This is a genomic window from Rhizorhabdus wittichii (genome assembly GCF_017607425.1).
GTDB lineage: Bacteria > Pseudomonadota > Alphaproteobacteria > Sphingomonadales > Sphingomonadaceae > Rhizorhabdus > Rhizorhabdus wittichii.
Genome location: NZ_CP059319.1, coordinates 905,787 through 928,005 on the forward strand (window position 1 = coordinate 905,787; position 22,219 = coordinate 928,005).

The 22,219-nt window shown below is 67.6% G+C and carries 22 protein-coding genes; 17 read left to right on the top strand and 5 right to left on the bottom strand.

What is annotated here, in order from left to right; genetic code table 11:
• Positions 1-59: 59 nt before the first annotated feature.
• Positions 60-1,844, bottom strand: coding sequence for a cation:proton antiporter domain-containing protein (locus HRJ34_RS04395; RefSeq protein WP_011951302.1), 1,785 nt, complete (start codon positions 1,842-1,844; stop codon positions 60-62).
• Positions 1,845-1,968: 124 nt separating this feature from the next.
• On the opposite strand from HRJ34_RS04395, the gene ybaL reads away from it, so the two are divergent.
• Complete coding sequence (gene ybaL, locus HRJ34_RS04400) at positions 1,969-3,594, top strand: YbaL family putative K(+) efflux transporter (protein WP_208633454.1); 1,626 nt, start codon at positions 1,969-1,971, stop codon at positions 3,592-3,594.
• Positions 3,595-3,610: 16 nt separating this feature from the next.
• Positions 3,611-4,813 (top strand): FAD-dependent oxidoreductase, encoded by a 1,203-nt coding sequence (locus HRJ34_RS04405; RefSeq protein WP_208633455.1) that lies wholly within the window; start codon positions 3,611-3,613, stop codon positions 4,811-4,813.
• Between the two features lie 63 nt (positions 4,814-4,876).
• On the opposite strand, the gene HRJ34_RS04410 is transcribed toward HRJ34_RS04405, so the two are convergent.
• Entirely contained in the window at positions 4,877-6,097 is a 1,221-nt protein-coding gene (locus HRJ34_RS04410; protein WP_011951305.1) for an NADP-dependent isocitrate dehydrogenase, read from the bottom strand.
• A gap of 164 nt (positions 6,098-6,261) precedes the next feature.
• Between HRJ34_RS04410 and HRJ34_RS04415 the strand changes: the two genes are divergently transcribed.
• A complete protein-coding gene (locus HRJ34_RS04415) occupies positions 6,262-6,996 on the top strand; it encodes a phosphatidylserine decarboxylase (protein WP_029992259.1) in 735 nt (244 codons plus the stop codon).
• 37 nt (positions 6,997-7,033) lie between these two features.
• Positions 7,034-7,831 carry a CDP-alcohol phosphatidyltransferase family protein gene (locus HRJ34_RS04420; RefSeq protein ID WP_011951307.1) on the top strand — a complete coding sequence of 266 codons (798 nt, stop codon included), beginning with the start codon at positions 7,034-7,036 and terminating at the stop codon, positions 7,829-7,831.
• Here HRJ34_RS04420 and HRJ34_RS04425 read toward each other — a convergent pair.
• A complete protein-coding gene (locus tag HRJ34_RS04425; protein WP_086400720.1) occupies positions 7,770-7,997 on the bottom strand; it encodes a hypothetical protein in 228 nt (75 codons plus the stop codon). The two genes, HRJ34_RS04420 and HRJ34_RS04425, sit on opposite strands and share 62 nt — an antisense overlap.
• Positions 7,998-8,238: 241 nt before the next feature.
• Between HRJ34_RS04425 and rpsB the strand changes: the two genes are divergently transcribed.
• The 13 genes from rpsB to HRJ34_RS04490 all read left to right on the top strand — a co-directional run bounded on the left by rpsB (position 8,239) and on the right by HRJ34_RS04490 (position 19,985).
• Positions 8,239-8,991 (top strand): 30S ribosomal protein S2, encoded by a 753-nt coding sequence (gene rpsB, locus HRJ34_RS04430; RefSeq protein ID WP_016744062.1) that lies wholly within the window; start codon positions 8,239-8,241, stop codon positions 8,989-8,991.
• A gap of 114 nt (positions 8,992-9,105) precedes the next feature.
• On the top strand, positions 9,106-10,035 hold the full coding sequence (gene tsf, locus HRJ34_RS04435; protein ID WP_208633456.1) for a translation elongation factor Ts: 930 nt from the start codon (positions 9,106-9,108) through the stop codon (positions 10,033-10,035).
• 130 nt (positions 10,036-10,165) lie between these two features.
• A complete protein-coding gene (pyrH, locus tag HRJ34_RS04440) occupies positions 10,166-10,879 on the top strand; it encodes a UMP kinase (protein ID WP_011951310.1) in 714 nt (237 codons plus the stop codon).
• Between the two features lie 12 nt (positions 10,880-10,891).
• A complete protein-coding gene (gene frr / locus HRJ34_RS04445; protein ID WP_011951311.1) occupies positions 10,892-11,449 on the top strand; it encodes a ribosome recycling factor in 558 nt (185 codons plus the stop codon).
• Positions 11,446-12,192: an isoprenyl transferase gene (locus HRJ34_RS04450; RefSeq protein ID WP_011951312.1), complete on the top strand. Its 747-nt coding sequence runs from the start codon at positions 11,446-11,448 to the stop codon at positions 12,190-12,192. Before frr ends, HRJ34_RS04450 begins: the two co-directional genes overlap by 4 nt.
• Before the next feature lie 4 nt (positions 12,193-12,196).
• Positions 12,197-13,003 (top strand): phosphatidate cytidylyltransferase, encoded by an 807-nt coding sequence (locus HRJ34_RS04455; RefSeq protein WP_208633457.1) that lies wholly within the window; start codon positions 12,197-12,199, stop codon positions 13,001-13,003.
• Positions 12,994-14,163 (top strand): 1-deoxy-D-xylulose-5-phosphate reductoisomerase, encoded by a 1,170-nt coding sequence (locus tag HRJ34_RS04460; protein ID WP_029992260.1) that lies wholly within the window; start codon positions 12,994-12,996, stop codon positions 14,161-14,163. Before HRJ34_RS04455 ends, HRJ34_RS04460 begins: the two co-directional genes overlap by 10 nt.
• The gene (rseP, locus tag HRJ34_RS04465) at positions 14,160-15,293 is read left to right on the top strand and encodes an RIP metalloprotease RseP (RefSeq protein ID WP_011951315.1); all 1,134 of its coding nucleotides are present in this window, start codon (positions 14,160-14,162) and stop codon (positions 15,291-15,293) included. Before HRJ34_RS04460 ends, rseP begins: the two co-directional genes overlap by 4 nt.
• 70 nt (positions 15,294-15,363) lie before the next feature.
• Positions 15,364-18,105, top strand: a complete 2,742-nt coding sequence (gene bamA, locus HRJ34_RS04470) for an outer membrane protein assembly factor BamA (protein ID WP_208633458.1) — start codon at positions 15,364-15,366, stop codon at positions 18,103-18,105.
• Positions 18,105-18,740 (top strand): OmpH family outer membrane protein, encoded by a 636-nt coding sequence (locus tag HRJ34_RS04475; RefSeq protein ID WP_011951317.1) that lies wholly within the window; start codon positions 18,105-18,107, stop codon positions 18,738-18,740. The genes bamA and HRJ34_RS04475 overlap by 1 nt, the downstream gene beginning before the upstream one ends.
• Before the next feature lie 10 nt (positions 18,741-18,750).
• Positions 18,751-19,224 carry a 3-hydroxyacyl-ACP dehydratase FabZ gene (gene fabZ / locus HRJ34_RS04480; protein WP_208633459.1) on the top strand — a complete coding sequence of 158 codons (474 nt, stop codon included), beginning with the start codon at positions 18,751-18,753 and terminating at the stop codon, positions 19,222-19,224.
• 100 nt (positions 19,225-19,324) lie between these two features.
• Positions 19,325-19,555 carry a 50S ribosomal protein L31 gene (rpmE, locus tag HRJ34_RS04485; RefSeq protein ID WP_011951319.1) on the top strand — a complete coding sequence of 77 codons (231 nt, stop codon included), beginning with the start codon at positions 19,325-19,327 and terminating at the stop codon, positions 19,553-19,555.
• A 70-nt stretch (positions 19,556-19,625) separates the two neighbouring features.
• Complete coding sequence (locus HRJ34_RS04490) at positions 19,626-19,985, top strand: VanZ family protein (RefSeq protein WP_208633460.1); 360 nt, start codon at positions 19,626-19,628, stop codon at positions 19,983-19,985.
• A 57-nt stretch (positions 19,986-20,042) separates the two neighbouring features.
• On the opposite strand, the gene HRJ34_RS04495 is transcribed toward HRJ34_RS04490, so the two are convergent.
• Both HRJ34_RS04495 and HRJ34_RS04500 read right to left on the bottom strand, forming a co-directional pair.
• Entirely contained in the window at positions 20,043-20,933 is an 891-nt protein-coding gene (locus HRJ34_RS04495; RefSeq protein WP_208633461.1) for an MBL fold metallo-hydrolase, read from the bottom strand.
• Positions 20,934-20,982: 49 nt separating this feature from the next.
• Positions 20,983-21,918: a LysR family transcriptional regulator gene (locus tag HRJ34_RS04500; RefSeq protein ID WP_011951322.1), complete on the bottom strand. Its 936-nt coding sequence runs from the start codon at positions 21,916-21,918 to the stop codon at positions 20,983-20,985.
• Positions 21,919-22,219: the final 301 nt, after the last annotated feature.

Below are 22,219 nucleotides of genomic sequence, written 5' to 3' on the forward strand. Positions count from 1 at the left end.
ACGGATTATCCCGGCGCCCGCGCCGCTGCAACAGCGCGATGGGACGGTGCGCCGGAAATCTACTCCTGCTCGGGGACGGCGTCGCGCAGCCGGCGGCGGCCGAACGCCGGCTCGCGGTCGATCTGGCCCATTTCCATGATCTTGGCGCGCAGCTCGGCGCGCTTCTCGTGGATCGAGGCGATCACCGGTCCCATCGGCACGGCGAGGTCGACCAGCACCGCCTCCGACAATTGCAGGGAGGATTCGATCGTCTCGGGCACGGCGTCGGTGGCGCCGGCGCGATAGAGTTCCGCCGCGTGGTTCGGATCGCGGGCGCGGGCGACGATCGTCAGCTCGGGATAATTCTGCCGCGCGAGCCGGGTGATGCGGACGACCTGCACCGGATCGTCCATCGTCAGGATCAGCGCGGTCGAGCGCGACAGGTCGAGATGGTCGAGCATGCCCGGCTTGGCGACATCGCCGAACATCGCCTTGTAGCCGCGCCGACGGGCATTGATCACCGTGTCGATATCGGCATCGACGGCGATATAGGGCTTGTTGTGCGCATCGAGCATCTGCGCGACGAGCCGCCCGACGCGGCCGAAGCCGGCGATGATCGCGCGTGCCTGGATCGTGTCCGACAGGTCGGGGTCGGCGGCGGTCTCGCGCTCGTCGACCCGACGGGCGATGTCGTGCCCGATCTTGGCGAGGATCGGGGTGATCGTCAGCCCGATCGCGGTCACCACCTGCCAGAAGCCGGCGGTGCCGGGATCGATCAGCCGCGCCTGCGCCGCGGTGGCGAGCACGATCAGCGTGGTTTCCGACGGGGAGGACATCAGCAGCCCGGTCTCGGCCGCGACCGCCCGCTTCGCGCCCCAGAAGCGCAGCAGGAAGGCGGTGACCAGCGCCTTGGCGGCGACGATCGCGACGACCGCCAGCGCGACGCTGTCCCAATTGGCGAGGATCATAAGCGGGTCGACCGACATGCCGACGGTGATCAGGAAGATGCCGAGCGCCAGCCCCTTGAACGGCGCGGTGACCAGGTCGACCTCGGCATGATAGTCGGTCTCGGCGATCAGCAGGCCGGCGACCAGCGCGCCGACGATCGGCGACAGGCCGACCGCGGTGGTCGCGATGCTGGCGAGGATGACGACGAGCAGGCTGGCCGACAGGAACAGCTCGGGATTCTTGGCGCGCGCGGCCTGCGCGAACAAGCGGGGCAGGATCAGCCGCCCCCCGACCATCATCACCGCGATCACGCCGATCCCGGAGGCGACCGTGAACAGCAGCCCGTCCCATCCGTCGGTTTCGCCATAGGGCGCCATCGCGCCGAGGATGAACACGATCGGCACCAGCGCGAGATCCTCGAACAGGAGGATGCCGAAGGCCCGCTGGCCGACCGCGCCGCTGGTGCCGACCATCGGCAGCACCAGCGCGGTCGAGGAGAGCGCCAGCGCGAGGCCGAGGCCGAACGAGCCGTTCGGCGTCTGGCCGAACAGCCAGAGGCCGCCGCCGATCAGCAGCGCCGACAGGGCCAGCTTCGAGGAGCCCAGCCCGAACACCGTCCGGCGCAGGCCCCATAATCGCTTGAAGCTCAGCTCGAGGCCGATCGAGAAGAGCAACAGGACGATGCCGAACTCGGCGAAGGGCTCGATCGAGCGCGGATTGCCGATCGTCACATAATAGAGCCACGGAACCTCGTCGATCAGCCGGCCCAGACCGTTGGGCCCCACCAGCATGCCGACCAGGATGAAGCCGATGACGGGGGTGATGCGGAAGCGGGCGAAGGCGGGGATGACGAGGCCCGCGGTGCCCAGGACGACGAGCGAATCGCTGAAAGCCGCGGAATGAATGGGTAGCGCCATCCGTCGATCATTGCGGATGACGGGCGCCCTGAACACCCTGCGGAGAAATTTCCTTTCCTCGGGGGCCCGACTCCATCATTAAACGACGATCACGACCATCTCATAGGAAGGGAGACCCCGCCGCGTGCCTCACGCGACACCGCTCATCGCAACCATCGTCGGCGGCCTAACGCTGGCTTTCATCTTCGGCGCGGTCGCCCAACGGCTCCGCATTCCTCCTTTGGTCGGCTACCTGATGGCCGGCGTCGCGGCGGGCCCCTTCACGCCGGGCTATGTCGCGGATCAGCATCTCGCCAACGAACTCGCCGAACTCGGCGTCATCCTGCTGATGTTCGGCGTCGGCCTGCATTTCTCGGTGCGCGACCTGATGGCCGTGCGCAAGATCGCGATTCCGGGCGCCGTCACGCAGATCGCAGTGGCGACGCTGATGGGCATGGGCCTGGCGGCGTTGCTGGGCTGGAGCCTGGCGGGCGGCATCGTCTTCGGCCTGGCCTTGTCGGTCGCCAGCACGGTGGTGCTGCTGCGCGCGTTGCAGGAGCGCAAGATCCTCGACACCGAGCGCGGCAAGATCGCGGTGGGCTGGCTGATCGTCGAAGACCTGGCGATGGTGCTCGCGCTCGTGCTGCTGCCGGCGCTGGCGCAGGGCGGAAGCGGCGGCGGCAGCGCGATCTGGGCGGTCCTGGCGCTGACGGTCGGCAAGGTCATCGCCTTCATCGCCTTCATGATGATCGTCGGCCGGCGGGTGATCCCCTGGGCGCTGCACTATGTCGCCCATACCGGCTCGCGCGAGCTGTTCCGGCTCGCGGTGCTCGCGATCGCGCTCGGCGTCGCGTTCGGCGCGGCGATGCTGTTCGGCGTGTCCTTCGCGCTGGGCGCCTTCTTCGCGGGCATGATCCTCGCCGAATCGCCGCTCAGCCAGCGCGCGGCCAACGAGACGCTGCCGCTGCGCGACGCCTTCGCGGTGCTGTTCTTCGTCTCGGTCGGCATGCTGTTCAACCCGCATGTCGTAACCGACGAGCCGTTGCCGCTGCTCGGCACCGTCGCGATCATCATCGTCGGCAAGTCGATCGCGGCGCTGGCGATCGTCATGGCGTTCCGCCACTCGGCCGCCACCGCGCTCACCATCGCGGCCAGCCTCGCGCAGATCGGCGAATTCTCGTTCATCCTGGCGACGATGGGGCATGAGCTGAAGCTGATCCCCGCCGTGGCGCGCGACCTGATCCTCGCCGGGGCGATCATCTCGATCCTGCTCAACCCGCTGATCTTCGCGATCGTCGGGCGCTATGGGCGCAAATGGATGCCCGAGAAGGTGACGGACGAGGCCGCGCCGCCGCCGCCGCCGCGCGGGCATGTCGTCCTGATCGGCTATGGCCGGGTCGGATCGCTGGTCGGCCGCAAGCTGCTCGAGGCGGGCGAGCAGGTGACGATCATCGAGGCGCAACCCGACGCGACCGGCCTGCCGGAGCATCCCAATGCGACCGTGCTGATCGGCAATGCCTGCGAGGCGTCGCCGCTCGACCAGGCCCGGCTCGAAAAGGCGCGGCTGCTCTGCATCGCCATCGCCGAGGGCTTCGAGGTCGGCCAGATCGTCGAGCGCGCGCGCAAGGCCAATCCTGCGATCCGGATCATCGCCCGCGCGCAGGACGAGGCCGAGGTCGAGCATTTCTCGAAGATGGGCGCCGACGTGGCGATCACCGGCGAGCGCGAAATCGCCCGATCCATGGTAGACTACGCCTTCAAGCCGCGCTGAGCGGAGGAGGACGGGGATGGGAAGCAGGCTGGTCGTCGCGGGCGGCGGCCCCGCCGGGATGATGGCCGGCCTGTTGTTCGCGCGGGCGGGCGTCGAGACGCTGGTTGTCGAGAAGCATGACGATTTCCTGCGCGATTTCCGCGGGGACACCGTCCATCCCTCGACGATCGAGCTGTTCGACGAGCTCGGCCTCGCCGAGGCGCTGCTGGCGCGCGAGCATGACATGGTCACCGACGTCTCGGCGTCGGTCGGCGGGCGGCGCTATCGGGTGGCCGACCTCACCCATCTGCCGGTTCGCCACAAATTCATGATGATGATGCCGCAATGGCATTTCCTCGACTTCGTGCGCGACGCGGCGAGCCGCTGGCCGACCTTCGCGCTGCGCATGGAGAGCGAGGTCGTCGGGCTGACCGAGACGGGCGGGCGAGTGGACGGCGTGCGCCTCGCCGACGGCGAGACGATCCCGGCCGACCTGGTGATCGCCGCCGACGGACGCGGCTCGATCCTGCGCGAGGCGGCGGGGCTTCCCCGCAAGGACCTCGGCGCGCCGATCGACGTCTTCTGGTTCCGGGTGCCCAAGCCGCGCACCGCGCACAACGAGACGATGGGCCGCTTCGCGCCGGGCACGGTGATCGCGATGATCGACCGGGGCGACTATTGGCAATGCGCCTTCGTCTTCGCCAAGGGCGGCGCCGACCGCATTCGCGCCGAGGGGCTCGACGCCTTCCGGACGCGGGTGGCGCTCGCGGAGCCCGAGATCGCGGGGAGCCTCGACGCGATCGCCTCCTGGGACGACGTCAAGCTGCTGTCGGTCTCGCTCGACCGGCTGACCCGCTGGCACCGGCCCGGCCTGCTGGCGATCGGCGACGCCGCCCATGCCATGTCGCCGGTCGGCGGGGTGGGGATCAACCTGGCGATCCAGGATGCGGTGGCGGCGGCGAACATCCTCGCCGGGCCGATGGCGCGGGGCGCGCCGGTCGACGGCCTGCTCGGCAAGGTCCAGGCGCGGCGGATGCTGCCCGTCCGGGTGATCCAGGGGTTGCAGCGCGCGGTCCATGCCGGCGTGCTCGGCCCGACGCTCGATGCGACCGCGCAAATGGAGGCGCCGTTCGCGCTGCGGCTGATCGGCCGCTGTCCGCTGCTCCAGCGGATACCGGCGCGGATCGTCGGGCTGGGCGTCCGGCGCGAGCATGTCCGGTCGCCGGCGGTTAATGTGTAGATGATAAAAGAAAAGGGCGCCATTCCAGTGGAATGACGCCCTGATCTCAGAAGGTGCTGGAACTTACTTCCAGTTCGCCATCTCGGCTTCGAGGTTGACGCGGATCTGCTCGAAGAACTGCTCGGTGGTCATCCAGGGCTGGTCCGGGCCGATCAGGATCGCGAGGTCCTTGGTCATCCCGCCCTTCTCGACGGTCTGGATGCAGACGCGCTCGAGCGTCTCGGCGAACTTGACCACGTCGGGGGTCCCGTCGAACTTGCCGCGGAACTGCAGGCCCTGCGTCCAGGCGAAGATCGAGGCGATCGGGTTGGTCGAGGTCTGCTTGCCCGCCTGGTGCATGCGATAGTGGCGGGTGACGGTGCCGTGCGCCGCCTCGGCCTCGATCGTCTTGCCGTCCGGCGACATCAGCACCGAGGTCATCAGGCCGAGCGAGCCGAAGCCCTGCGCGACGGTATCCGACTGGACGTCGCCGTCGTAATTCTTGCAGGCCCAGACGAACTTGCCGCTCCACTTGAGCGCCGAGGCGACCATGTCGTCGATCAGGCGATGCTCGTAGACGATGTTGCGCGCCTTGAACTTGTCGGCGAACTCGGCGTCGAACACGTCCTGGAACAGGTCCTTGAAGCGGCCGTCATAGGCCTTGAGGATGGTGTTCTTGGTCGAGAGATAGAGCGGCCATCCGCGATCGACCGCATAGTTCATGCTGGCGCGGGCGAAGTCGCGGATCGACTCGTCGAGATTGTACATGCCCATCGCGACGCCGGCCGACGGATATTGGAAGACCTCATGCTCGATGGTCTCGCCATTGTCGCCTTCCCAGATCATGCGGAGCTTGCCGGGGCCGGGGACGAGGAAGTCGGTGGCGCGATACTGGTCGCCGAAGGCGTGACGGCCGACGACGATCGGATCGGTCCAGCCCGGCACCAGCCTGGGGACGTTCTTGATCACGATCGGCTCGCGGAACACGACGCCGCCCAGGATGTTGCGGATTGTGCCGTTCGGCGACTTCCACATCTTCTTGAGCTTGAATTCCTCGACGCGGGCCTCGTCCGGGGTGATCGTCGCGCACTTCACGCCGACGCCGTACTTCTGGATCGCCTTGGCGCTGTCGATGGTGATCTGGTCGTTGGTCTCGTCGCGCTTCTCGACGGACAGGTCGTAATATTCCAGGCCGATGTCGAGATAGGGGAGGATCAGGCGCTCGCGAATCCATTGCCAGATGATCCGCGTCATTTCATCGCCGTCGAGCTCGACGACGGGAGTTTTCACCTTGATCTTCGCCATGCTTTTCTATCTCCGGGGGAGGAAAGTTCCGGCCGTCCCTATGCCAGCAAATCGGCAGGATCAACCATTGCCGGCCCAATTATTCGCAAGCGCGGCCGGAAAAGCGGACCCCGAAGGTCGCCGGGATGATTGTCAGCCCCATCCGGCATCCCTACACTGCAGCGATGACATCCCTCGACAAACCCGACATCGGAACGACCTCGATCAAATGGCGCTGGCCCAGCGTCCATCCCGAGGGTCGCAAATTCGTCCTGCTCTCGGCAGTGATCTGCCTGATCTTCGCTCTTCTGGCATGGGAGACGCTCGCCTGGCCGATGGCCGGCATCACCATCTGGGTGGCCGCCTTCTTCCGCGATCCCGTCCGCAGCACCCCGACCGGCGAGGGCCTCGTGATCGCGCCCGCCGACGGGCTGGTGACGATGATCACCACCGTGCCGCCGCCGCGCGAGCTGGCCGGCGAGGACGGGCTCGGCGACGCGCCGATGACCCGCGTCTCGATCTTCATGTCGGTGTTCGACGTCCACATCAACCGCACGCCCATCGCGGGCACGATCAAGCGCGTCGCCTATATCGCCGGCAGCTTCCTCAACGCCGACCTCGACAAGGCGAGCGAGGAGAATGAGCGCCAGCATTTCCTGGTCGAGGGCGCCGACGGCACCCGCATCGGCTTCACCCAGATCGCCGGCCTCGTCGCCCGCCGCATCGTGCCCTTCGTCAAGGCCGGCGACGTCGTCGGCCTCGGCCAGCGCGTCGGCCTGATCCGCTTCGGCAGCCGGGTCGACGTCTATCTGCCGGCCGGCACCGGGCACCGCGTCGCGCTCGGCCAGCGGACCATCGCCGGCGAGACGGTGATCGCCAGGCTCGGCGAGGCCGATCGCAGCATCGGCGCGGCGCAATGATGTCCCGCCCCCTCCCGGCCGGGGCCTCGATCGCCTGATGCGCGGACGCCGTCAGAATATCCGCCGCGGCATACCCGCGCGCGCCGTCGCCCCCAATGCGGTGACCGCCCTCGCGCTCTGCTCGGGGCTGACCGGGGTGCGCTTCGCGATCGCCGGGGACTGGGAGAAGGCGCTGATCGCCATCGCCATCGCCGGGGTGCTCGACGGGCTCGACGGGCGGATCGCGCGGCTGCTGAAGGGCGAGAGCCGGTTCGGCGCCGAGCTCGATTCGCTGTCGGACGTGATCGCCTTCGGCGTCTCGCCCGCGATCATCATGTTCCTCTGGTCGCTGAACGAGATCCCGCGTTTCGGCTGGATTTTCGCGCTCGGCTATGCGGTCTGCGCGGCGCTGCGGCTCGCCCGCTTCAACGCCTCGATCGATACCGCCGAGCATCCCCGCAAGGTGGCGGGGTTCCTGACCGGCGTCCCGGCGCCGCTCGGCGCGGGGCTGATGCTGGTGCCGGTGGCGATGTGGTTGTGGAGCGACCTGTGGTGGTTCCGCGATCCCTATTTCATCTGCGGATGGGCGGCGCTGGTCGGCTGCCTGATGATCTCCGACATCGCGACCTACAGCTGGTCGTCGCTCCATATATCGCGCGCCTGGCGGCTGCCGGCGTTGCTGCTGGTGGCGATGCTGGGCGCCGCGCTGTTCAACGCGCCCTGGCACACGCTCAGCGTCTTCATGCTCGGCTATCTGGCGACCGTGCCGTTCAGCGCGGCCTCCTATCGCCGCATCAGGCGGCGGCGCGCCACGCCTGCGCCGACGCCGCCGGCCGACCCTGCACCTGCCGAATGACCCGGAAGCGCCGCTCCGCGACCGGGCGGAGCGGCGGAGTGGGCGAGGGGGCGATGCCCAGGGCGCGCAGGATATAGGGCATCTCCGAACGGACCGTGGCCGCGATCGCCGCGATCGAGATGATGAACACACCCGAGAACAGGGCGAAGGAGAGAAGCTGAAGCATCGTCTTGTCCTTTGTCGTCCGTTTCCGGCGCGTTCGCTTCCTGGGGCTTCGATGACCGGGAAAAGCGCCTGAAATCTCGTTCTGTTCCCAATGTTCATGATTTGTTCTTGCGTGTCAAGCCTTGATTTCGCACGGCAGGTCGCATAGAGGCGCGGCCATTCCACATGCGGGGCACATAGTCCGGTGCCGGGTTTCCCGGTTCCCGCCCCGCAGAGGTTCAACCGGGTAAGGAGAAAATCCTATGGCGGCTCCCACCGTCTCCATGCAGGCGTTGCTCGACGCCGGCGCGCATTTCGGTCACCAGACTCACCGCTGGAATCCGAAGATGAAGCCGTATCTGTTCGGCGACCGCAACGGCATCCACATCATCGACCTGTCGCAGACCGTGCCGCTGATGGCGCGCGCGCTCGATTTCATCAGCCAGACCGTCCAGCACGGCGGCAAGGTCCTGTTCGTCGGCACCAAGCGCCAGGCGCAGGAGCCGATCGCCGAGGCCGCGCGCCGGTCGGGCCAGCATTATGTCAACCATCGCTGGCTGGGCGGCATGCTCACCAACTGGAAGACCATCTCGAACTCGATCAAGCGCTTCAAAGCGCTCGAGGAGCAGCTGTCGGGCGACACCCACGGCCTGACCAAGAAGGAAGTCCTCCAACTCACCCGCGAGCGCGACAAGTTCGAGCTGTCGCTCGGCGGCATCCGCGACATGGGCGGCATCCCGGACGTGATGTTCGTGATCGACGCCAACAAGGAAGAGCTGGCGATCAAGGAAGCCAACACGCTCGGCATCCCGGTCGTCGCGATCCTCGATTCGAACGTCAGCCCGGACGGCATCGCCTTCCCGGTTCCCGCCAATGACGACGCCGCCCGCGCGATCCGCCTCTATTGCGAGGCCGTCGCCGAGGCCGCGACCCGTGGCGCCCAGGGCGGCCGTCAGGCCCGCGGCGAGGATCTCGGCGCCGCCGTCGAGGCTCCGAGCGAAGACGCGCTCGCGTAATAATTCCATCGTCATCCCGGCCTAGGCCGGGATCTCGCGGTCGTGCCCGGCACGACGCTTCTGTGAGACCCCGGCCCGCGCCGGGGTGACGCATTCGTACGAAAGGAAAAGCATATGGCGGAGATCACCGCTGCTGCCGTCAAGGAGCTTCGCGAGAAGTCCGGCGCCGGCATGATGGACTGCAAGAAGGCGCTGACCGAGACCAACGGCGACATGGAAGCCGCGGTCGACTGGCTGCGCACCAAGGGCCTCGCCACCGCCGCCAAGAAGTCGAGCCGCACCGCGGCCGAGGGCCTGGTCGGCGTCAGCGTCAGCGTCGAGGGCACCAAGGGCGCCGCGGTCGAGGTCAACTCGGAGACCGATTTCGTCGCCAAGAACGACCAGTTCCAGGATTTCGTCCGCACCGTGACCCAGCTCGCGCTGACCGCGGGCGACGACGTCGCGGCGCTGGCCGGCGCCGGCTATCCGGGCGGCGGCACCGTGGCGGAGAAGCTGACGTCGAACATCGCGACGATCGGCGAGAACCAGACGCTGCGCCGCGCCAAGGTCGTCGAAGTGTCGAAGGGCACCGTCGTTCCCTACGTCCACAACGCCGCCGTGCCGGGCCTCGGCAAGATCGGCGTGCTCGTCGCGCTCGAGGGCGACGCCCCGGTCGCCGAGATGGAGACCGTCGGCAAGCAGATCGCGATGCACATCGCCGCCGCCTTCCCGCAGGCGCTGACCGAGGACGGCCTCGACCCGGTCGTGATCGAGCGCGAGCGCGCGATCGCCGCCGAGAAGGCAGCCGAGTCGGGCAAGCCGGCCGAGATCGTCGAGAAGATGGTCCAGGGCGCGGTCGCGAAGTTCCGCAAGGAGAACGCGCTGCTCAGCCAGGTCTTCGTGATCGACAACAAGACCCCGATCGCGCAGGTCGTCGCCAACGCCGCCAAGGCGGCCGGCGGCTCGATCACGCTGAAGGACTATGTCCGCTTCCAGCTCGGCGAAGGCATCGAGAAGGAAACCAGCGATTTCGCTGCCGAGGTCGCGGCGGCCGTCAAGGGCTGATCGGATCGAAGAAGGGCCCGCTCTTCCGGTGACGCCCGGAAGAGCGGGCCTTTTTTATGGGCGCTTGGCAGGTTCGAAACCTGCCCCTAAGGTGCCCGCCACACAGTAGAATTAAAGTGAAGAAGAACCCATGGATCGCCCGCGCTTCAAACGTATCCTTCTGAAGCTGTCGGGTGAGGTGCTGATGGGGCAGGGGCAGTTCGGGATCGATCCCGAGACGGTCGCCCGCGTCGCTCGCGAGATCGCCGACGTCGCCACCCATTACGAGCTGTGCCTCGTCGTCGGCGGCGGCAACATCTTCCGGGGCCTCGCCGCCGCCGCCAAGGGTTTCGACCGCACCAGCGCCGACTATATGGGCATGCTCGCGACGGTGATGAACGCGCTCGCGGTGCAGAACGCGCTCGAGCAGATCGGCGTCGACACTCGCGTCCAGTCGGCGATCCCGATGAGCACGGTGTGCGAGCCCTTCATCCGCCGCCGCGCCGAACGCCACCTGGAGAAGGGCCGGATCGTGATCTTCGCGGCCGGCACCGGCAATCCCTATTTCACCACCGACAGCGCCGCCGCGCTGCGCGCCGCCGAAATGGGCTGCGACGCGCTGTTCAAGGGGACCTCGGTCGACGGCGTCTACAACGCCGACCCGAAGAAGGACCCGACCGCCATCCGGTACGAGACCGTCACCTTCAACCGCGTCCTCGCCGACGACCTGAAGGTGATGGACGCGAGCGCCGTCGCGCTGTGCCGCGACAACAACATTCCGATCGTGGTATTCAATATCCGTGAGCAGGGGAATCTCGCCCGGGTGCTCGCGGGTTCGGGAACGGCCACGACCGTTCAGAACTGAGGGGAGACCATCATGCCCGCCTATGACAAGGCCGATCTCGAACGCCGCATGCACGGAGCCGTCGAAGCGCTCAAGAGCGACCTGACCGGCCTGCGCACCGGCCGCGCGTCGGTCAACCTGCTCGATCCGGTGACGGTCGAGATCTATGGCGCGCACATGCCGCTCAACCAGGCCGCGACGGTCACCGCGCCCGAACCGCGCATGCTGTCGGTGCAGGTGTGGGACCGCTCGAACGTCGGCCCGGTCGACAAGGCGATCCGCTCGGCTGGCCTCGGCCTCAACCCGATCGTCGACGGCCAGACGCTGCGCATCCCGATCCCCGACCTGACCGAGGAGCGCCGCAAGGAACTGGCCAAGCTCGCCAGCCAATATGCCGAGAAGGCCCGCGTCGCCGTCCGCAACGTCCGTCGCGACGGCATGGACAGCCTCAAGACCGACGAGAAGAAGGGCGAGATCGGCGAGGACGACCGCAAGCGCCGCGAGACCGAGGTCCAGAAGCTGACCGACGCGACCATCTCGGACGTCGATGCGGCGGCCGCGGCGAAGGAAAAGGAAATCCTCGGCAAGTGAGCGGCCTTTCGGCCAGCTCCGCCTCCAGCACCCTCGCGGACGCGGGGACGGCGCCGCGCCATGTCGCGATCATCATGGACGGCAACGGCCGCTGGGCGAAGCGCCGCTTCCTGCCGCGCGTCGCCGGGCACCGGGCCGGGGCGGAGGCGGTGCGCACCACCGTCAAGGCCGCGGCCGACATGGGCCTCCAGGCGCTGACGCTCTATGCCTTCTCCTCGGAGAACTGGCGGCGGTCGACCGAGGAAGTGTCCGACCTGATGGGGCTGCTGCGCCATTATCTGCGCAAGGAGGTCGCCGAGCTCGACCGCAACGGCATCCGCCTGCGGACGATCGGCGACATCAACGGGCTCGAGGGCGACCTGGTCGACCTGGTCCGCGAAGGGGTCGAGCGCACCAAGCATAATCGCCGCCTCGATTTCGTGCTGGCGCTCAACTACGGCGCGCAGGACGAGATGGTCCGCGCGGTGCGGGAGATCGCCGCCGACGTGCGCGACGGCCGGCTCGCGCCCGAGGACATCTGCAGCGCGGTGATCGACGGCCGGCTCGACACGCAGGACCTGCCGCCGCTCGACCTGCTGATCCGCACCTCGGGCGAGCGGCGCCTGTCCAATTTCCTGCTCTGGCAGGCGGCCTATGCCGAACTGCTGTTCGTCGACACGCTATGGCCCGACTTCGACGGCGCGGCGCTGGCCGCCGCGATCGCCGACTTCGGGGCGCGGGAGCGCCGCTTCGGCGGCCGATAAGGTCATGGCACAGGCCGCGGCCTCCGAACTCCGGCTCCGTATCCTTTCGGGCATCGCGATGATCGCGGTGGCGCTGGGCGCGCTGTGGCTGGGCGGTACCGCCTTCTGGGCGCTCGCGTCGCTGCTGGCGGTGCTGATGATGCTTGAATGGTCGGCGATGGCCAAGGCCGCCAAGTGGCAGGCCGCGGTCGGCGCCGCGATCGTCGCCGCGCTGATGGTGACGGCGCTGCCCTTCATCGATCCTGCGGCTATGGCGCGCTATTCCGGCCGGCTGATCGCGCAGACGATCGACCTGGCCGGGCTCGGCGCGATCCTGCTGGCCGTGATCGGCTTCCGCGCGCGGCTCGGCGCCGGCGTGCTCTATACCGCGCTGCCGGCGATCGCGCTCGTCTTCCTGCGCGAGCAGGCGGAGCAGGGGCTCGTCCTCGCGCTCTGGACGCTCGTCATCGTCTGGGCGACCGACATCGGCGCCTTCTTCGCCGGCCGCGCGATCGGTGGGCCCAAGCTCGCCCCCGCGCTCAGCCCGAACAAGACCTGGGCGGGACTGATCGGCGGGATGATCGCCGCCGCGATCGTCGGCGCGCTGGTCGCGCGGGCCGGCGGCCTGCCGGCCTTCTGCCTGTTCGCCGCCGCGCCGCTCGCGGTCGCCGCGCAGGCGGGCGACCTGTTCGAAAGCTGGCTCAAGCGCCGCTCGGGCGTGAAGGACAGCGGCAAGCTGCTGCCCGGCCATGGCGGGGTGCTCGACCGGCTCGACGGCGTGGTGCCGGTGGCGGTGCTGGTCGCCGCCGCCGTCGCGGGGGGATGGCTGTGACCGCGCGGAGCATCGCCATCCTCGGCGCGACCGGCTCGATCGGCACCTCGACCCTCGACCTCGTCGAACGCGAGCCCGATCGTTTCCGCGTGACCACGCTCACCGCCCAGCGCGACGTCGACGGCCTCGCCGCGGCGGCGCGGCGGACCGGCGCCGAACTGGCCGTGATCGGCGATCCGGCGCGCTATGACGATCTCAAGGCGGCGCTCGCCGGCACCGGCATCCGCGCGGCCGCCGGCGTGGAGGCGATCGTCGAGGCCGCCGCGGCCGGCGCCGACTGGACGATGGCGGCGATCGTCGGGATCGCCGGGCTGCGGCCGACCCTGGCGGCGCTGGCGGCCGGGGGGACGGTGGCGCTCGCCAACAAGGAATCGCTGGTCTCGGCCGGCGCGCTGATGACCGACGCGGCGCGCGCGCACGGCGCGACGCTGCTGCCGGTCGATTCGGAGCATAATGCCGTCTTCCAGTGCTTCGACCATGCCGCGCCGGGCAGCATCCGCAAGGTGACGCTGACCGCGAGCGGCGGGCCGTTCCGCGACTGGAGCATCGAGGCGATGCGCGCAGCGACCCCGGCCCAGGCGGTCCGCCACCCCAACTGGTCGATGGGCGCCAAGATCTCGGTCGATTCGGCTACGCTGATGAACAAGGGCCTCGAACTGATCGAGGCCTTCCACCTCTTCCCGCTGCCGCCCGAGGCGTTCGACGCGATCATCCACCCGCAATCGGTGGTCCATGCGCTGGTCGACTATATCGACGGATCGGTGCTCGCGCAGCTCGGCACGCCCGACATGCGCACCCCGATCGCGCACAGCCTGGCCTGGCCGCAGCGCATGGCGACGCCCTGCCGTCGGCTCGACCTGGCGACGGTCGGCCGGCTCGATTTCCTCGCGCCCGACCTCGAACGTTTTCCGGCGCTGGCGATCGCGCTCGACGTGCTCGCGGCCGGCGGCGCCCGCCCGGCGATCCTCAACGCCGCCAACGAGGTGGCCGTGGCCGCCTTCCTCGACGGGCGGATCGGTTTCCTCGACATCGCGTTAATCGTCCGCAAAGCCTTGGAGCGCTATGATCCGCCGGCTCCGGCTTCGCTCGACGACGTCTTCGCGATCGACGCCGGCGCCCGCAGGGCCGCGCAGGCGACGATGGAGGTTATGACGGCGTGACAGACAGTCCCGGTATCCTCTTCACGATATTGGCTTTCCTGCTCGTCATCGGGCCGTTGATCTTCGTCCACGAGCTCGGCCACTACCTGGCCGGGCGCTGGTGCGGGGTGAAGGCCGACGTCTTCTCCATCGGTTTCGGGCGGGAGATCGCCGGCTATACCGATTCGCGCGGCACCCGCTGGAAGCTGGGCTGGATGCCGATGGGCGGCTATGTGAAGTTCGCCGGCGACATGAACCCTGCGAGCGTGCCGACCCCCGAATGGCTCGCCCTGCCGCCCGAGGAGCGCGCCAGGACCTTCCAGGCCAAGCCGGTCTGGCAACGCTTCCTGATCGTCTTCGCCGGGCCGTTCACCAATTTCGTCGTCGCGATCGGCATCTTCATGGCCTTCTTCGCGGCGTATGGCGCGCCGCGCACCCCCTCGGTGGTGTCGGCGGTGATCGAGGGATCGCCGGCCGCGCGGGCTGGGATGCAGCCCGGCGATCGGGTCGTCGCGATCGAGGGGCGGCCGATCGAACGGTTCGACGACCTCGCCGACATGATCCGCTTCCGCCCCGACGAGCGGCTGCGGATCGACCTGGTCCGCGGATCGGAGACGAGGACGCTGTTCGTCGTGCCGGTCGCCAATGTCGAGCGCGATCGCTTCGGCAACGAATTCCGCAAGGGCACGATCGGCGTGCTGTCGGGCCCGCAGATCGTGGTGCCGGTGCCGCTACACGAGCTTCCTGTGGAGGCGACCCGCCAGACCTTCGGCATCGTCCGGATGATGGTCGACACGCTCGGCCAGATCGTCACCGGCCGCCGTTCGGTCAAGGAATTGGGCGGTCCGATCAAGATCGCCCAGGTCTCCGGCCAGCAGGCGTCGCTGGGCCTGCTCAACTTCGTCATGTTGATGGCTCTCATTTCGATTAATCTGGGATTCATCAACCTATTGCCAATCCCCATGCTCGACGGTGGCCATCTGGTCTTCTACCTGTTCGAGGGAATAGCGCGCCGGCCCGTGCCGGAAAGGGCGATGGAATGGGCGTTTCGATCGGGTCTGGCGGTGCTGCTGTCGTTCATGATCTTCGTGACGCTCAACGATATTCTCTCGCTGGGGGCGCTGGAGCGGCTTGCCGGGTTGATCGGCTGAGCTTGTTGGGGCAGTGCATGCGCACGCTCCCACGTTCGGGGGTCAGGGATTCTTTCGAGGCGGGGAACGCGTGACGGCGACGACGACGAACATCCATCGGGCGCGGCTATTGTCGGCGCTCCTCGTCGGCACGATGCTCGGCGGGCTGGCGCAGCCGGCGATGGCGCAGCAGGCCCCGGCTCAGCCCCCGGCTCCCGAACCCGCGGCTCCGGCCGCCCAGCCCGTTGTGCTGGGACCGGCGCAGACGCTGGGCACCATCAAGTCGGTCAACGTCGCCGGGTCGGAGCGTCTCGAGGCCGACACGGTGCGCTCCTACGTCAAGCTGGCCCCGGGCGAGAGCTACACCCGCGAGGCGCTCGACCAGGCGCTGAAGGACCTCTACGAGACCGAGCTGTTCGCCGACGTGCAGGTGCGCGACGACGGGCAGGGCAACATCACCCTCCAGGTCCGCGAGAACCCGGTCGTCAACCGCATCGTGCTGGAAGGCAACAAGCGGCTCAAGGCCGACAAGATCAATCCGGAGATCAAGCTGGCGCCGCGCCAGATCTTCACCCGGTCGAAGGTCCGCGCCGACGTCAACCGCATCATCGAGCTGTATCGCCGCCAGGGCCGCTTCGCCGCGACCGTCGAGCCGAAGATGGTCCAGCTCGACCAGAACCGCGTCGACATCATCTTCGAGATCCACGAGGGCGACAAGTCGAAGGTCCGCAAGATCAACATCATCGGCAACGAGAAATTCTCGGACGGCCGCCTGCGCGGCGAGATGGCGACCAAGCAGACCGGCCTCACCAAGATCTTCTCGTCGGGCACCAGCTACGATCCCGACCGGATGTCCTACGACCAGCAGAAGCTGCGCCAGTTCTACCTGACGCAGGGCTATGCCGACTTCCGCGTCGTGTCCGCCGTCGCCGAGCTGACGCCGGACAAGAAGGACTTCATCATCACCTATGTCGTCGAGGAAGGCTCGCGCTACAAATTCGGCGACGTCGACCTCGAAAGCGAGATCCGCGACATCAAGGCCTCGACCTTCAAATATCTGCTGCCGATGAAGAAGGGCGACTGGTACAACGCGAAGCAGGTCGAGGACACCGTCGACGCCATCACCGAGGCGACCGGCGTGTTCGGCTTCACCCCCGACGTCCGTCCGGACTTCAACCGCGACAAGGACGACCTGACCATGGGGGTGGTCTTCAAGATCAACCAGAGCCCTCGCGTCTATGTCGAGCGGATCGACATCAACGGCAACACCCACACCAAGGACAAGGTCGTCCGCCGCGAATTCCGCCTGTCGGAAGGCGACGCCTTCAACAGCTTCAAGGTCAAGCGCTCGCGCGACCGCATCCAGTCGCTCGGCTTCTTCCAGGACAAGTTCGAGGTCGAGCAGAAGCCCGGATCGGCGCCCGACCGCGTCGTGCTGGAGGCGAACGTCGAGGAGAAGTCGACCGGCGAGCTGCAGGTGTCGGCGGGTTATTCGAGCCTCGAGCGCTTCATCGTCGACCTGTCGATCCGCGAGCGCAACTTCATGGGCAAGGGGCAGGAGCTCCGCGCCGGGGTCAGCTACTCGACCTATTCGAAGTCGATCGAGCTGGGCTTCACCGAACCCTATGTGTTCGACAAGAACATCGCGGTCGGCGTCGACCTGTTCCGGCGCGACTACAACTCGTTCAACTTCGCCGGCAACGACCGCAACACCACCTATGAGCAGACCACGACCGGCTTCCAGCTCCGCGCCGGCGTGCCGCTGACCGAGTTCATCACCCTCGCGACGCGCTACGGCCTCAGCTATGATCAGGTGTCGCTGAACAAGTTCACCTATTACACCGATACCAATGGCGACGGCATCCGCGACGCCTGCGATCCGATCGTGGCGGGACGCTATCTCTGCGACGCGATCGGCAACCGGGTGACCTCGTCGGTCGGCTACTCGCTGGTGTTCGACAACCTCAACAACCGCATCCGCCCGTCGCGCGGCCAGCGCGCCGTGTTCAGCCAGGATTTCGCCGGCCTCGGCGGCAAGGTCCGCTATATCAAGACGTCGGTGCAGGCGACCAAATATTGGGGCATCGGCGGCGGCTTCATCTTCTCGGCGGGCGGCGAGGGCGGCTACATCAAGGGTCTCGGCCAGGACGTCCGCCTGATCGACCGCTTCTATCTGGGCGAGCCGGACATGCGCGGCTTCGGCATCCGCGGCGTCGGCCCGCGCGTGATCCGCCGCTACATCGATCCCAACACCGGCCAGTTCGCGGCGGTCAACGACAAGAACTACACCAATGACGATGCGCTTGGCGGCAAGGCCTATTATCGCGGCCGGCTCGAGCTCGAGATTCCGCTCGGCAACGGCGCCCGCGAGCTCGGCCTGCGTCCGTCGATCTTCATGGACGTCGGCGCGGTGTTCGGCGTGACGAAGCCGGCGCTGATCGCGCCTGAGAATCCCAATTATCCCTTTCAGAAGGACGAGAACGGCAACTATCTGCCAGTGTTGCGGGATTTGCTCGACAGTAGCGGGCGCCAACTTTACATCACCGCCGAAGGTGACAATGCCGGGACCTATACCATCTGTAAGAACGGCTACTCATCCTCGTCCAAGAATCCGTGCGTCGGCAGCTTCCTGAACACGCCGGCCCAGAACACGATCAGCCCGTTCCGCGAGGATTTCTATGGCAACTCCGCCAAGCCGCGCCTTTCGGTGGGCTTCGGCGTCAACTGGAATTCGCCCTTCGGTCCGTTCCGCATCGATATCGCCAAGGCTCTTCTCAAGGAGCCGGGCGACAACACCAAGCTCTTCACTTTCAACGTAGGGACACAGTTCTGATGAAATCCTTCCTGAAGACGGCGGCCAGCGTGGCCGCCCTCGCGCTTCTTCCCGTCGCGGCCAATGCCCAGGCGGCCGCGGCGCCGGCCGCCGCCGCCGTCAACACCGGCGTCGCCGTCGTCGACCTCGAAGGCGCGGTCGCCAATTCGGCCGCTTATCGTTCGGCGATGACCCAGATCGAGACCACCTACAAGGCGCAGTTCACCGCGCTGCAGACCCGCCAGACGGCGCTGCAGGGCGAGCTGGGCCCGCTCCGCACCGAGATCGAGAATCTCCAGAAGAACCCGGCGACGCCGAAGGCGACGCTCGACGCCAAGATCGGCGCCTTCCAGCAGAAGGGCCAGGCCGCCCAGGCCGAGCTGCAGCGCCTTGCCGCCCCGATCGCCCGTCCGCAGGCCTATGTGAAGGAGCAGATCGGCGCCAAGGTCGAGCAGGCTCTCAAGGCCGCGATGACCGCGAAGAAGGTCGGCGTCGTGATCGGGCCGGAGGCGGTCGTCGCCGTCCAGGGCGGTTCGGACCTCACCCCCGACGTCGTGACCCAGCTCAACGCGCTGGTGCCGAGCGTCTCGATCACTCCGCCGGCCAACTGGCAGCCGGGCCAGGCCGAGCAGGCCGGCGCTCCGGCGGGACGCTGATCTTCCCTCGATGAGCGAAGACGCACCGAAGATCCTTGGCCCGCTGGGCGTCCGGCGGGTCATGGCGGCGCTGCCGCATCGTTACCCCCTGCTCCTCGTCGATCGCGTCGAGGAGCTGGTGGTCGACGAGCGGATCACGGCGATAAAGGCCGTCACGATCAACGAGAATTTCTTCCAGGGCCATTTCCCCGGCCGTCCGATCATGCCCGGCGTGCTGATCGTCGAGGCGATGGCGCAGGCGGCGGGGGTGCTGGCGGTCGAATCGCTCGGCCTCGCCGGCTCGGGCAAGCTCGTCTATTTCATGACGATCGACGAGGTGAAGTTCCGGACCCCGGTCGAGCCCGGCGTGCTGCTCCGCCTCGAGGTCGCCTTCGCGCAGAAGCGCGGCAGCGTCTGCAAGTTCGAGGGCAAGGCCTATATCGGCGACAAGCTCGCCGCCCAGGCCAATTTCACCGCGATGATCGCGGACCCGCCCACCGACTGAGCCACCTGCTTCGCTTGCCTTATCGGGCCCGAGGCTGTAGAGGCGCCGCTTCGCTTCCCGGCTGGTCGGAAACCAGCCATTTTTCTGGAGCCAGACGACGATGAAGAAAGATATCCATCCCGACTACCACAGCATCACGGTGCAGCTGGTCGACGGAACCACCTACCAGACCCGCTCGACCTATGGCTCGGCCGGCGACACGCTCCAGCTCGACATCGATCCGTCGGTGCATCCGGCCTGGACCGGCGGCAAGTCGCACATGCTGGATGCAGGCGGCCAGGTGGCGCGTTTCAACAAGCGTTTCGGCGGGCTCACGCTCGGCAAGAAATAAGCTTGGTTCCGAACATTCGGACGTGGATATGGCCGGGTATCGCCCGGCCATTTTCATTTCGGGGCACGGCATGGCGCTGATCGACCTCTACCGCCGCTTCAAGGTCCCCGTCTTCTGGACGACGCTGCTGATCGTCTATGGCCTGGCGATCATGCCGGCCGACCGGGCCCCTGACCTCGGCGCGGGCGACAAGGTCAACCATATGGCGGCCTTTTTCGTCCTGACCCTGCTGGGTCGGGTCGCCTATCGCCCCGTCGCCGCCTGGCGGCTCGCAACCGGCCTGTCGCTGTTCGGCATCCTGATCGAGCTGACCCAGGCGATCCCGGCCGTGCGGCGCGACGCCAGCGTCTGGGACTGGGTGGCGGACAGCGCCGCGATCCTGATCGCGCTCGGCGCGGCGCTGATCGTCGAGCGGCTGCGCCGCCGATAGGGCTCCGATCCTACGTCATGCCGGCGGAGGCCGGCATGACGGAATGGGAGCAGCTGACTAATCCGGAAAGGCGTCGAGCGGGATGCGCAGGTAGCGGATGCCATTGTCCTCGGGAGCCGGCGGATGGCCGGCGCGCATGTTGACCTGGATCGAGGGCAGCAGCAGCCGGGGCACCGCCAGGTCGGCGTCCCGGCCTTCGCGCATCGCGACGAACGCGTCCTCGCCGATCCCGTCGCGGGCATGGACGTTGCCGCGCCGCTCGGCCTCGACCGTCGTCTCCCACTGATAGCTGTCGCGGCCCTCGGGGAGATAGTCGTGGCACATGAACAGCCGGGTGTGGCCCGGCAGCTTCAGGATGCGCCGCAGCGATCGGAACAGCTGGCGGGCGTCGCCGCCCGGGAAATCGGCGCGGGCGGTGCCGTAGTCGGGCATGAACATCGTGTCGCCGACGAAGGCGACGTCGCCCACCACATAGGCGACACAGGCCGGGGTATGGCCGGGAACATGGAGGACGGTCGCCTCCAGCCCGCCGATGCGGAAGCGGTCGCCATCGGCGAACAGCCGGTCGAAATCCGACCCGTCGGCGGCGAATTCGCGGCCCGGCCGGAACAGGCGACCGAAGCTGGTCTGGACGGCGGAGATGTGCTCGCCGATCGCGATCCGGCCGCCGACCCGCTCCTGCAGATAAGGCGCGCCGGACAGATGATCGGCATGGACATGGGTTTCGAGCAGCCAGGCGACGCGCAGTCCCTCAGCCTCCACATAGGCGGCGATCGCGTCCGCCGGGCGGTTGTCGGTGCGTCCCGACGCCGGGTCGTAGCCGATCACCGGATCGACGACCGCGGCCTCGCGGCTGACCGGATCGTGGACCACATGCGATATGGTCGAGGTCGCCGGGTCGAAGAAGCCCTGACGCCGGGCGGCGGGCGGGGGCTTCGACCTGCGCATGGCGCGGCGAGGGCCGGATCGTGCGGCATGGTCGGTCGTCCTTCGTCGGTCAGGGCCAGAAATCCGATCCGCCCCGTCGGTCGGCATAGGCCTTGGCGACCGCCTGCGCGGTTTCGACGAGGCTGACGATGATCGGGATGGTCGGCGGCGACTTGTAGCAGGCGTTCATCGCCCAGGCCGGGAAGCTCTCCTTGACCTTGAGCGGGGCGACTTCGCCCGAGGCGATCCAGGGCCGCGCGAGCAGCACGGGCACCGGCAGCACGCCGAAGCCCTGCGCCACCATCTGGATGCCGGTCGCCGGCGAATAGCCGCAGGAGATGCGCAGCGGCGACGGCCGGTCGGGCGAATAGTTGGGATTGTGCCGCTTGAGATATTCGACCTGCCAGGTGTAGCCGGGGGTCCCGGGCGGCGGCATGATGATCGGCAGTTCGCAGAGCTGTTCGATGTTGATCGGCTTGGTGACGTCGAAGCGGCGCGGATTGGCGAGCCATTCGATGCGATAGTTGCACAGCGGCGCGTTGACGATCCGGTTGGCGTCGATGCCGTTGGCGATCAGCGCGATGTCGATCTCGTCGGCCATCAGCATCCGGCTGAGATTGTTGGCGCTGTCGGTGACGATATCGAACTGATAATCGACATATTTGCTGCCGAGTACGGCGACGAGGTCGCTCATCCAGCTCAGCGTGATCACGTCCGACGCGCCGATCCGCACCGGGCGGCCCAGCACATTGTCCTCGGTCGCGATCGACTTCAGCTCGTTCGACAGCTCGACGATCCGTTCGCAACGGTCGAGCACGCGGCGGCCGGCCGCGGTCAGCTCGAAACCCTTCGAATTACGCTCGTAGAGCGTCACCCCCAGCAGTTCCTCGAGCGCGACGATCCGGCCCGAGACGGCGGGCTGGCTCGCGTGAAGCTTCTCGGCGGTGCGGCTGAAGCTCTTCAGCCGTGCCAGCCAGATGAAGGTTTCGAGGAATCGTGTGTTCATCCGCTCGTCCGTCCCGCTCCGTCGCCTGCGATGGCCATGGTAGCTGTCCCGACCATAGCCGGACAGGGGGTGGGCAAACCCAATCGTTTCTTCCGATGAAAGTCGATCGGCGGAGCTTGGCGCGGCCCGTTCGGCCCCGTTCTTCGGGCGCGATTACAAATGCTGATCGCATTCCATCGGAAAATCGCGTTGGCCGCCCGCGAAAGGGCGACGCTACTCAAAGGGCAACCGACGGCGCCATCCGGTGGGCCAGATGCGTCGTCTCTCGATGGGTTTCCGAAAGGACGCCCGGTCGCTTACC